Genomic DNA, 12488 nt, shown 5'->3' on the forward strand with positions numbered 1-12488 from the left:
GCGAAAATGGGAGCGCAGCGACCAGCGCAAGACGTGCATAAAGTAAGCCGTCCCTTTGCTGCGCTTTGTTAAGCACTTGGCGCTGGACAAGAGGGTTCCTTTCCCACTACCGGCGACAGAAACTTAGTCAACTTTCCTGCGCAGATTAAGTAGAAATTTGGGTCTGAGTCAGCATTTTTCGATTGGACGGCAGAGTGAATGACTTTGCCTTTAGAATACAAAGTTGATTCAAAATTCTTCGTGTTTTGGGGATTTACTATAACAGAGAGACGAAGCTCATCCGAAAGAACAAGCTCTTGAGATCCATATGAGCCGGTCTCTACAACAAATTCTTGGATAGGGTTCTGATCCACTACAACTTGTAGCTTAAATTGATTGTTCTCGCTAGCTGATGCGACCCCGGAAAATAGTACAAGTAATACTGATGCAACTATAATTTTCATTTTTTATTTCCTTATTGTGACTCTCAGTGCTTAACAGTTATATCGTGGGCGAGGTGCGCAATTTTATCTGCCCACTATCCGCCGCGGTGTTTTACGGCAAGAATGCGCCCCAAGCCCCATGACGTCAAGGTTTCCGGCAATCCCTCAACCATACTCCACACAGCATAATGAGTCACTTTGCCCACTATCACGCCCTGGCTCAACTCATCTAAGCCATTGATTACATTAATATTTCCAAGGTATAGCTCCTTCGCCTGAAGATAGCGGGCACTGTAATCGCTTGTAATGGGATATGCCTAGCAATTAGGCAGAATACTGTATATAAAATCAGTGTTAGTTCCTTGATGATGGTGCCCCCATGGAAGATGTACCTCACCCACTACCGCCCCACCCAGTTAGGTTCATGGATCGCCTGCGCGCCTTTATGCGAGCTAAACGACTGGCATACAGGACGGAGGAAACCTATTGCCGGTGGATTCGTGACTATATCCGCTTCCACAATATGGAGAGACCGGAGAACCTCGGGGCTGAGCAGATTGATAACTGGCTTTGCCACCTCGCCTGCAACCGTTCTGTATCCATCAACACCCAGAAAACGGCCCTCAATGCCGTGGTGTTCCTGTACAGACAATTCTTGCGCCGTGAAATTGGTCAATTGAGTTTTACCCGCGCCAATAAGGGCCGAAAGTTGCCCGTCGTATTTAGTCACGATGAAGCAATGCGTGTACTGTCCCTCCTTACGGGTCAAAGTTGGCTGGCGGCGTCGCTAATGTATGGCGCGGGATTGCGGATTATGGAAGCCGTGCGCCTGCGTGTAGGTGATTTGGACTTTGACGAATCTTCCTTGACTGTCAATGAAGCCAAAGGCAGTAAGGCACGTCGAGTACTATTACCCCGATCACTCGTTAACCCCTTGCAAAACCAGATTGATATGGTCTTGGCTCTAAACCGCCAGGATCGGATAAAGGGTTTCGGTTCTATCTACATGCCGGGTGTAAAGTCTTCTAATTCGACGCACAGTAGCCCGGGATTACTGTATCTATTCCCCGCGGATAGGCCTGCCTTTTGTCCACAGTTGCAAGTGACTCGCCGTCATCATATCCGTGAACAACAGGTACGACGCGCTGTGGCACGCGCAATTATTAAGGCCAATGTAAAAAAGGCTGCCAGCTGCCATACCTTTCGCCATTCATTTGCCACTCAGCTACTCGCAGCAGGTACAGACATTCGAAAGATACAGGAGCTGCTAGGGCACAGTAACGTAAAGACAACGATGATCTATACCCATGTTATCGGTACGCATACAGAGGAAACCCACAGCCCGCTGGATAACGACATCCAGTGACAGGGGTTGTGTGGACAAATTCAGGTCAGAAAGCAAAGAGGGCATTACAAAAGCCTCTGGCCAATTTTATCGAGGCAAAAAAAACGGGCCCACTAGGGCCCGTTTTTTGGGGAAGCAAGTAGCCGATTACCAGCCAGTTACTTCCTTCAGTGCGTTACCGATTTCCGCCAGGGAGCGGACGGTTTTAACACCGGCGTCTTCCAGTGCCGCAAACTTCTCGTCTGCAGTACCTTTACCACCGGAGATGATCGCACCAGCGTGGCCCATGCGCTTTCCGGGAGGAGCGGTTACACCAGCGATGTAGGAAACGACCGGCTTGGTGACGTTTTCCTTGATGTAAGCAGCCGCTTCTTCTTCAGCAGAACCGCCGATCTCGCCGATCATAACGATCGCTTCGGTCTGCGGGTCGTTCTGGAACATTTCCAGAATGTCGATGAAGTTGGAGCCCGGGATGGGGTCGCCGCCGATGCCCACACAGGTGGACTGGCCGAAGCCGTGGTCGGTAGTCTGCTTTACGGCTTCGTAAGTCAGAGTACCAGAGCGGGATACGATGCCCACTTTGCCCGGCTTGTGGATGTGGCCCGGCATGATGCCGATTTTGCACTCACCCGGAGTGATCACACCCGGGCAGTTCGGGCCGATCAGGCGTACGCCCAGCTCGTCGCACTTAACCTTGGCATCCAGCATGTCCATGGTAGGAATGCCTTCGGTGATGCACACGATCAGCTTGATGCCGCCGTTGGCTGCTTCCAGGATGGAATCCTTACAGAAAGGCGCCGGTACGTAGATAACGGATGCTTCTGCACCGGTGGCTTCTACGGCTTCTTTCACGGTGTTGAATACCGGCAGGCCCAGGTGAGTCTGGCCGCCTTTGCCCGGGGTTACACCGCCGACCATTTTTGTACCGTACTCGATAGCCTGTTCGGAGTGGAAAGTACCCTGGGAGCCGGTGAAGCCCTGACAGATTACTTTAGTGTCTTTGTTAATCAGTACTGACATGATTATTTACCCTCCGCAGCTTTAACCACTTGCTCTGCCGCGTCGGTCAGGCTGGTGGCAGCGATGATGTTCAGGCCGCTGTCGCTCAGAACCTTGGCACCCAGGTCTGCGTTGTTACCTTCGAGGCGAACAACAACCGGGATTTTAACGCCGACTTCTTTCACAGCGCCGATTACGCCTTCTGCGATCATGTCGCAGCGTACGATGCCGCCGAAGATGTTGATCAGAACGGCTTTTACGTTCTCGTCGGACAGGATGATCTTGAACGCTTCAACAACGCGCTCTTTGGTCGCGCCGCCACCAACGTCCAGGAAGTTAGCCGGCTTGCCACCGTGCAGGTTGACGATGTCCATGGTACCCATGGCCAGGCCAGCACCGTTTACCATGCAGCCGATGTTGCCATCGAGCGCTACGTAGTTCAGGTCCCACTTGGCTGCGTGTGCTTCGCGCTCGTCTTCCTGAGACGGGTCGTGCATTTCACGCAGGTCCGGGTGACGGTACAGTGCGTTGCTATCGATGACGATTTTCGCATCGAGGCAGTGCAGGTTTTTCTCTGGGGTGATTACCAGCGGGTTGATTTCCAGCAGGGCCAGATCTTTCTCTTCGAACATCTTGGCGAGGCCTAGGAAGATCTTGGTGAACTGCTTGATCTGGTCGCCTTCCAGGCCCAGCTGGAATGCCAGCTCGCGGCCCTGGTAAGGCTGAGCGCCTACCAGCGGGTCGATGGTGGCTTTCAGGATTTTTTCCGGGGTCTCTTCCGCAACTTTCTCGATCTCAACACCGCCTTCGGTGGAGGCCATGAATACGATGCGACGGGTAGCACGGTCCATCACTGCGCCCAGGTAAAGTTCCTGGTCGATGTCGGTGCAGCTTTCCACGAGGATGCGGGAAACCGGCTGGCCGTTTTCGTCTGTCTGATAAGTTACCAGGTTGTTACCCAGCCACTTTTTGGCGAATTCTTCAATTTCCGCTTTGGAGTCTACCAGCTTAACGCCGCCCGCTTTACCGCGGCCGCCGGCGTGTACCTGGGCTTTAACAACCCACTTGTCTCCGCCGATTTCGTCTGCTGCCGCTGCTGCTGCTGCCGGGGTTTCCGCTGCGATGCCTTTGGAAACCGGCAATCCGTATGCTGCAAACAGTTGTTTGCCCTGATACTCATGCAAGTTCATAGTCAATACCAATTCACATTTGAAATGTGTTTACCAATTGCAGATTGCTCTGCACCTTTAGACAAGATTCTGAGCCTGCTTCGTTACAAAACCAGAACCCTGAAATGAATCCGGGGCGAAAACCGTGTTCCGGTTCCGCCCCGACTTTACCCGTCGCTTACTTGCGCTTTTTACGGTTGGCGATGTGGATCGCGTGACCGTTGGCTGCCAGAGCAGCTTCCTTCACTGCTTCAGACAGGGTCGGGTGACCGAAGACGGTCATGCCGATGTCTTCAGCGCTGGAGCCGAATTCCATGGCGATCGCCACTTGCTGAACCAGGTCGGCAGCGGACGGGCCAACAATGTGGGCGCCCAATACACGATCGGTTTCTGCGTGTGCGATGATCTTCACCATGCCGCCAGTTTCGTTGGCAGCTACGGCGCGACCGGAAGCTACGAACGGGAAAACACCTACGTTGTAGGGTTCGCCGTCGGCTTTTACCTGCTCTTCGGTACGACCGACAGCGGCAATTTCCGGGTGAGTGTAGATCACGTTCGGGATCACGTCGTAGTTCATCATCGGCTTCTGGCCGGCGATGCGCTCGGCAACGACCACACCTTCTTCAGAGGCCTTGTGCGCCAGCATCGGGCCGCGAACAACGTCACCTACCGCCCAAACGCCCGGTGCAGAAGTCATGCACAGGTCGTTGACGTAGATAAAGCCGCGCTCGTCCAGCTTAACGCCGGCATCTTCAGACAGCAGGCCTTCGGTGTAAGGACGACGGCCCACACTCACGATCAGCTTGTCGAAGGTTTCCTGGTGCTCTTTGCCATCTTTGTCTTCGTAAGTGACGACAACTTCTTTGCCCTTCACTTCGCTGCCGGTTACACGGCAGGACAGACGGATATCCAGGCCCTGCTTCTTCAGGATTTTCTGGGATTCTTTGGCGATCTGCTGGTCCATGATGGACAGGAAGCTGTCCATGGCTTCGAGTACTACGACGTCGGAGCCCAGGCGGTTCCATACGGAGCCCAGTTCCAGACCGATCACACCAGCACCGATCACGCCCAGGCGCTTCGGTACGGAGGTGAACTCCAGTGCGCCAGTGGAATCAACGATGATCTTGTCATCAATCGGAGCCGGCGGAATGTTTACCGGAACGGAACCGGAAGCCAGGATGACGTTTTCGGCTTCGTAGGTGGTGGTCTTGCCGTCGTGATCGGTGACTTCCACTTTCTTGCCCGCGAGCAGCTTGCCAGTGCCTTCGATGGAGGTCACTTTGTTAGCCATGAACAGGCCGGCGATACCGCCAGACATCTGCTTAACAACGCCGTCTTTGCGCTCGATCATTTTCTTGACGTCGATCTTTACCTTGCCGGTATCAATGCCGTGTACGTCGAGAGAATCTTTGGCTTCGTGGTATTTCCAGGAGCTGTCCAGCAGCGCCTTGGACGGGATACAACCCACGTTCAGACAGGTACCGCCGTTAACGACCTTGCCGTCTTTGTTGGTCCATTTTTCAACACAGGCAGTTTTCAGACCCAGCTGCGCTGCGCGGATTGCGGCTACATAACCACCGGGGCCGGAGCCAATTACGATTACGTCAAATTTTTCTGACATGGTCTGTTCCAAATTTGAGTGGATTCAACGAATGCGGTGTTTCCGCATCGCCGGGGATCTGCCCGGCTTTCCTGAGGCGGTCTTGCTGCCGCTGATGCCTGAAGCTATTCACAGGCTCATATGCTTCGGGCGGTTACCGGGTAAACCGGAAACCGCCCTTTCTCCAAAAATCGAACGACTTAGACTTCGAGCAGGATGCGCGCCGGGTCTTCGATCATTTCCTTGATCGCTACCAGGAAGCCAACCGCTTCCTTGCCGTCGATCAGGCGGTGGTCGTAAGAAAGCGCCAGGTACATCATCGGCAGGATTTCTACCTTGCCGTCTACTGCCATCGGACGCTCCTGGATCTTGTGCATACCGAGAATCGCGGTCTGTGGCGGATTCAGGATCGGAGTGGACAGCAGGGAACCGAACACACCACCGTTGGTGATGGTGAAGGTACCGCCGGTCATCTCTTCGATAGACAGCTTGCCGTCGCGCGCACGCAGGCCCAGGTCACGGATATTGTTTTCCATGTCCGCCAGGCCCATGTTTTCTGCGTTACGCAGAATCGGAACAACCAGACCTTTCGGAGAAGAAACGGCAACACCGATGTCCTGGTAGCCGTGGTAAACAATGTCGTTACCGTCGATGGAAGCGTTCACCGCGGAGTAACGCTTGAGCGCTTCAACCGCTGCTTTTACGAAGAAGCCCATAAAGCCCAGACGAGTGCCGTTGTGGGTCTTCTCGAACAGGTCTTTGTAGTTCTTACGCAGATCCATGATCGGCTTCATGTTCACTTCGTTGAAGGTAGTGAGCATGGCGGTGGACTGGGAAGCATCCAGCAGTCGCTCGGCGATGCGCTTGCGCATACGGGTCATGGGTACGCGCTTCTCAACACGCTCACCCGGCGCAACTTCTACCTGCGCAGCAGCAGCCGGAGCTGCCGCGGCAGCCGGCGCGGAGCCCGCTTTCATCACGTCTTCTTTGAGTACGCGACCGCCTTTGCCGGTGCCTTCTACGCCACCCAGGTCCACGCCTTTTTCAGCCGCCATTTTCTTGGCAGAAGGCATGGCGATTTTCTCGCCGCCAGCGGCCGGGGCCGGAGCTTCTTCAGCCGGAGCCGGAGCTGCTTCGGAGGATGCACCAGCGCTGCCGCCAGCACCCTCTTCAAACTTGGCAATTACTTCGTTGGAGAGAACGGTATCGCCCTCGCCTTTGATAATTTCGCTGAGGGCGCCGTCTGCCGGAGCAACAACTTCCAGCACGACTTTGTCAGTTTCAATATCCACGATCAGTTCATCGCGGGACACGGCTTCACCCGGTTGTTTGTGCCAGGTGGCAACGGTGCCATCCTGAACGGATTCCGGGAAAGTTGGCGCTTTAATCTCGATGGTCATTGTTCCTGTTTCCTGAGATTGCTCTTCGTTGTACTGCTGCCTTATTTGACAGTCAGCGCCTCATTGATGAACGTATTCTGTTCTTCCAGGTGAGTGGACATATAGCCCGCCGCCGGTGCAGCAGAAGCTGCGCGGCCGACATATTCCAGCTCCAACTTGGGATGTGCTTCATTCAGCAGACGACGCAGGTGGTGCTGGCTGGAGTACCAGGCGCCCTGGTTCATCGGCTCTTCCTGACACCAGGCGACGCTCTCGATGTTCTTGAATGCGGAAACCGCAGCCAGGAACTCGTCGTCCGGGAAGGGGTACAGCTGTTCAATACGAACAAATGCCACATCTTCCTGTTCACGCTCCATACGCGCTTCCAGCAGATGGTAGTAAACCTTGCCGGAGCAGAGGATCAAACGCTTCACCTTGGCGGGGTCTACACCCGGATCCTGGATCACGTTGTGGAACGTGCCGTTGGCCAGCTCTTCCAGGCTGGAAGTAGCAAGCTTGTGACGCAGGATCCACTTCGGGCTCATGATTACCAGCGGGCGGCGCATCGGGCGGATGGCCTGACGACGCAGCAGGTGGAAAATCTGTGCCGGGGTAGTGGCGTTACACACCTGGATGTTGTGCTCAGCACACAGCTGCATAAAACGCTCGAGTCGCGCGGAGGAGTGCTCCGGACCCTGGCCTTCGTAGCCGTGCGGCAGCAGCATCACCAGACCGCACATACGGCCCCATTTGTGCTCACCGGAAGTGATGAACTGGTCGATAACTACCTGTGCACCGTTGGCGAAGTCACCGAACTGCGCTTCCCAGACCACCAGGGATTTCGGGGTGGTGGTGGCGTAACCGTATTCGAAGGCCAGTACCGCTTCCTCGGACAGCAGCGAGTCGTACATATCGAAACGCGGCTGGTCTTCGGACATGTGCTGCAGGGGCACATAGCTCTGGCCGTCTTTCTGGCTGTGGATAACTGCGTGACGGTGGGAGAAGGTACCGCGACCCACGTCTTCACCGGTGAAACGGACCATATAGCCCTGCTCCAGCAGCGTACCGTAGGCGAGGGTTTCGGCCATGCCCCAGTTCAGCGGCAGTGCACCACCGGCCATCTTGCGACGGTCTTCGTAAATCTTGGAAACCTGGCGCTGCATCACGATGCCATCGGGCACGGTGGTCATGCGGTTGGCCACGTCTTTCAGCTTGGACAGCTCGTAGCTGGTATCGCCTTCCACAGTCCACTCGTGGTTCAGGTACGGGCGCCAGTCGACAAACATGGACTCGTCCGGCTTGTTCACCAGGCCGGTCGCCACGTCTTCACCGCGATCCAGTTTGTCGCGGTACTCGTTGGCCAGCTTGTCCGCTTCCGCCTTGCTCACCACACCTTCGGCGATCAGCTTGTCCGCGTACAGGGTGCGGGTGGTCTTGTGCTTGCGGATGGTCTGGTACATCAGCGGCTGGGTGCCAGACGGGTCATCGGTCTCGTTGTGACCGCGACGGCGGTAGCACACCAGGTCGATAACGATGTCTTTCTTGAACTCGTAGCGGTAATCCACTGCCAGCAGGCCTGCCAGTACCACGGCTTCGGGGTCGTCGCCGTTCACGTGCAGTACCGGGGCGTCGATCATTTTCGCCACATCGGTACAGTACTCGGTGGAGCGGGCGTCTTCGCGCTTGCTGGTGGTGAAGCCTACCTGGTTGTTCAGCACCAGGTGGATGGAGCCACCGGTGTAGTACCCGCGGGTCTGGGACATCTGCAGGGTTTCCTGCACCACGCCCTGACCGGCAAATGCCGCATCGCCGTGGATGTTGATCGGCATTACTTTCTCGCCAGTGCTGTCGCCGCGGCGATCCTGACGGGCACGTACGGAACCGACCACCACCGGCGCACAGATTTCCAGGTGCGAGGGGTTGAAGGCCAGCGCCAGGTGCACTTCGCCACCGGGGGTCATCACGTTGGAGGAGAAACCCTGGTGGTACTTCACGTCACCGGAGGTATCGAGGGTTTTCTTGCCTTCGAACTCTTCGAACAGGTCCGCTGGGTTTTTACCCAGGATATTGACCAGCGTGTTCAGACGACCGCGGTGGGCCATACCGATCACGATTTCTTTTACCGCGTAGGTACCGGAGCGACGGATCAGGGCGTCCATCAGCGGGATCAGGCTCTCACCACCCTCAACACCGAAACGCTTGGTACCCGGGTACTTGGAGTCCAGGTGGCGCTCCAGGCCCTCGGCGGCAGACAGGCGCTGCAGGATTTCGGTGCGCACGTCGTTGCCGAAGTTCGGCTTGGACTGACTGCGCTCGAGGCGCTGCTGGAACCACTGCTGCTCGTCCAGGTTGGACAGGTGCATGATCTCTGCACCCAGATTGCCACAGTAGGTGTTCTCGAGGCCTTCAACGATTTCGCGCAGGGTCGCTTCACCTTTACCGAAGAACAGGTCGCCGGTCTGGAAAGTGGTGTCAAAATCGCCTTCGGTGAGGCCGTGGTAGTTCAGCTGCAGATCCGGCACCTGTTCACGAGCCATAAGTCCCAGCGGGTCCAGGGTGGCTTTCTTGTGACCGCGGTGACGGTAGGAATTGATCAGTTGCAGAACTTTGATCTGTTTGCGTTCGTGCTCGATATTGACCGAGCCGGCGCCGGGAGCGGCGAGGGGGCGGGTACGGTTTTTCGCCAACAGTTCGAAGTGCTGACGAATGGCGGCATGTGAGACATCACCGCCATTGACGCGCGGCAGACTGTCAAAATAATTGCGCCATTCTTCCGGTACACCACTGGAATCGTGCAGATAGGTCTCGTACAGCTCCTCCACGTATCCGGCGTTGCCGCCAGAAATATGCGAAGTACGCCAGAGTTCCTCCATTGTGCTTTCGTGCATTAATGCCTACCTCAGTTGACGGCGCGCACCCTTGAATTTCACGCCGCTCTTTCCTGTCTTTCACTCACAAAAGGGGAGGCGCTAAAAAGACACCTCCCCTTTTTCGTATAAGCCTGACACCTGCTTTGCTGTCGGCTTAATTGTGATTATTTTTGGTGGGAACCCGTGCTCCCGGTTGGGGACGAATCCCCTAAACAGCGCGGGTTATCAGCATATTACGGATATGGCCGATTGCCCGGGTGGGGTTCAATCCCTTGGGGCATACGTTCACACAGTTCTGGATACCGTGGCAGCGGAATACGCTGAACGGGTCATCCAGGTTGCCGAGGCGCGCATCGGTTGCATCGTCGCGGCTGTCCGCGAGGAAGCGGTACGCCTGCAGCAGACCGGCCGGGCCGATGAACTTGTCCGGATTCCACCAGAAGGACGGGCAAGAGGTTGAACAGCAGGCACAGAGAATACACTCGTACAGGCCGTCCAGCTTCGCGCGGTCTTCCGGGGACTGCAGTCGCTCGATGGCCGGAGCCGGTGTGCTGTTCTGCAGGAAGGGCTCGATCTTCTTGTACTGGGTGTAGAACTGTTCCATATCCACAACCAGGTCACGAATGACCGGCAGGCCAGGCAACGGGCGCAGTACCAGTTTGCCTTTCGGCGCTGCTTCAGAGATCGGCATGATACAGGCAAGACCGTTCTTGCCGGAAATATTCATACCGTCGGAGCCACATACCCCTTCACGGCAGGAGCGGCGAAACGACAGCGTGGGGTCCTGGGCCTTCAGCAGTTCCAGTACGTCCAGCACCATCAGGTCTTTGCCCTGGGTATCCAGCTCGTAATCCTGCATGTAAGGCGCAGAATCCGCTTCCGGGTTGTAACGGTAGATGCTTACTTTCAACATGGTCATTCCGCTCCCGAATTAGTAAGTACGCGCTTTCGGCTCAAAGGTATCGACGGTCTTCGGCGCAAAGTTTACTGCACGCTTGCCGACACGCTTTTCAGCCGGGAAGTACATGGAGTGGCACAGCCAGTTCTCGTCGTCGCGTTCCTGGAAGTCTTCGCGGGCGTGGGCGCCGCGGCTCTCGGTGCGGACCTCTGCAGCGATGGCAGTCGCTTCCGCAACTTCCAGCAGGTTCTGCAGCTCCAGCGCTTCGATACGCGCGGTATTGAACGCTTTGGACTTGTCGTCCAGGCGGACGTTGGCGATGCGCTCGCGCAGGCCTTCCAGCTTCTTGACACCTTCGGCCATGTAATCGCCGCGACGGAATACACCGAAGTGATTCTGCATCACGCCCTGCAGCTCGGTGCGCAGTTCAGCGGCAGACTCGCCGTCGTTGGTGGTTTCGAGGCGATTCAGGCGCGCCATGGCGGCTTCGATATCGGACTCGGAGGCTTCGCGGTTCTCGATACCTTCGCGCAGCGCCTTCTCAATGAACAGGCCGGATGCGCGGCCGAACACCACCAGGTCCAGCAGGGAGTTGCCGCCCAGGCGGTTGGCGCCGTGTACGGATACACAGGCAACTTCACCACAAGCGTAGAAACCGTCGATCACGTGGTCATTGCCGGAGGCATCCTGAGTCAGGGCCTGGCCGTGAACGTTGGTGGGGATACCACCCATCATATAGTGACAGGTCGGTACTACCGGGATCGGCTCTTTTACCGGATCGGTGTGGGCGAAGGTCTTGGCCAGCTCACAGATACCCGGCAGGCGGCTGTGCAGCAGCTCTTCACCCAAGTGATCCAGTTTCAGGAATACGTGGTCGCCGTTCGGGCCAGCACCGCGGCCATCCAGGATCTCAAGGACCATGGAGCGGGCAACAACGTCGCGGGACGCCAGGTCTTTCGCGTTCGGGGCATACCGCTCCATGAAGCGCTCGCCGTCTTTGTTGATCAGGTAACCACCTTCACCACGACAACCCTCGGTTACAAGCACACCAGCACCGGCGATACCGGTCGGGTGGAACTGCCACATCTCGATGTCCTGTACCGGCATACCGGCGCGCAGGGCCATACCCACACCGTCACCGGTGTTGATGTGTGCGTTGGTGGTGGAGGCAAAGATACGACCGGCACCGCCGGTAGCAAATACAGTCGCCTTGGACTTGATGAAGACCACTTCACCGTCTTCGATGCAGATGGCGATTACGCCCACGACAGCACCGTCCTGGTTTTTCACCAGGTCTACCGCAAACCATTCGTTCAGGAATACGGTGTTGTGCTTGACGTTGTTCTGATAAAGGGTGTGCAGCAGGGCGTGACCGGTACGGTCTGCCGCAGCGCAGGTACGCGCAGCCTGGCCACCGCGGCCATAGTCCTTGGACTGGCCACCGAAAGGACGCTGGTAGATGCGGCCTTCTTTAGTACGGGAGAACGGCAGACCCATGTGCTCGAGTTCGAACACGGCTTCCGGGCCTACGGAACACATGTACTCGATCGCGTCCTGGTCACCGATATAGTCGGAGCCCTTGACGGTGTCATACATGTGCCAGCGCCAATCGTCATTGGGGTCGTCGCTGGCAATGGCACAGGTAATGCCGCCCTGGGCGGAAACCGTGTGCGAACGGGTCGGGAATACTTTGGTGATTACCGCAGTCTTGAAACCGGACTGGGCCATCTGCAGGGCCGCGCGCATACCCGCGCCGCCGCCGCCAATTACGATACCGTCAAAGGTTATTGTTCGCATATTCGACAT

Annotated in this window: 9 protein-coding genes; 1 reads left to right on the forward strand and 8 read right to left on the reverse strand. The window is 56.4% G+C overall.

What is annotated here, in order from left to right:
• Positions 1 to 68: 68 nt before the first annotated feature.
• Positions 69 to 443: a hypothetical protein gene (locus B4U49_RS18935; protein WP_143735739.1), complete on the reverse strand. Its 375-nt coding sequence runs from the start codon at positions 441 to 443 to the stop codon at positions 69 to 71.
• A gap of 403 nt (positions 444 to 846) precedes the next feature.
• On the opposite strand from B4U49_RS18935, the gene B4U49_RS18170 reads away from it, so the two are divergent.
• The gene (locus B4U49_RS18170) at positions 847 to 1788 is read left to right on the forward strand and encodes an integron integrase (protein ID WP_204903082.1); all 942 of its coding nucleotides are present in this window, start codon (positions 847 to 849) and stop codon (positions 1786 to 1788) included.
• 126 nt (positions 1789 to 1914) lie between these two features.
• Here B4U49_RS18170 and sucD read toward each other — a convergent pair whose 3' ends face one another.
• The 7 genes from sucD to sdhA form a co-directional block, all read right to left on the reverse strand.
• Positions 1915 to 2787 carry a succinate--CoA ligase subunit alpha gene (gene sucD, locus B4U49_RS18175; protein WP_078086032.1) on the reverse strand — a complete coding sequence of 291 codons (873 nt, stop codon included), beginning with the start codon at positions 2785 to 2787 and terminating at the stop codon, positions 1915 to 1917.
• A 2-nt stretch (positions 2788 to 2789) separates the two neighbouring features.
• On the reverse strand, positions 2790 to 3956 hold the full coding sequence (sucC, locus tag B4U49_RS18180; RefSeq protein WP_078086033.1) for an ADP-forming succinate--CoA ligase subunit beta: 1167 nt from the start codon (positions 3954 to 3956) through the stop codon (positions 2790 to 2792).
• A gap of 157 nt (positions 3957 to 4113) precedes the next feature.
• Positions 4114 to 5556, reverse strand: a complete 1443-nt coding sequence (gene lpdA / locus B4U49_RS18185) for a dihydrolipoyl dehydrogenase (protein WP_078086034.1) — start codon at positions 5554 to 5556, stop codon at positions 4114 to 4116.
• Positions 5557 to 5735: 179 nt separating this feature from the next.
• Positions 5736 to 6935, reverse strand: coding sequence for a 2-oxoglutarate dehydrogenase complex dihydrolipoyllysine-residue succinyltransferase (gene odhB / locus B4U49_RS18190; RefSeq protein WP_078086035.1), 1200 nt, complete (start codon positions 6933 to 6935; stop codon positions 5736 to 5738).
• Positions 6936 to 6976: 41 nt separating this feature from the next.
• Positions 6977 to 9802 carry a 2-oxoglutarate dehydrogenase E1 component gene (locus B4U49_RS18195; protein ID WP_078086036.1) on the reverse strand — a complete coding sequence of 942 codons (2826 nt, stop codon included), beginning with the start codon at positions 9800 to 9802 and terminating at the stop codon, positions 6977 to 6979.
• Positions 9803 to 9992: 190 nt separating this feature from the next.
• Entirely contained in the window at positions 9993 to 10697 is a 705-nt protein-coding gene (locus B4U49_RS18200; RefSeq protein WP_078086137.1) for a succinate dehydrogenase iron-sulfur subunit, read from the reverse strand.
• A gap of 18 nt (positions 10698 to 10715) precedes the next feature.
• Positions 10716 to 12488, reverse strand: a complete 1773-nt coding sequence (gene sdhA, locus B4U49_RS18205; protein ID WP_078086037.1) for a succinate dehydrogenase flavoprotein subunit — start codon at positions 12486 to 12488, stop codon at positions 10716 to 10718.

This window comes from Microbulbifer mangrovi (genome assembly GCF_002009015.1).
In the GTDB taxonomy this organism is placed as follows: Bacteria; Pseudomonadota; Gammaproteobacteria; order Pseudomonadales; family Cellvibrionaceae; genus Microbulbifer; species Microbulbifer mangrovi.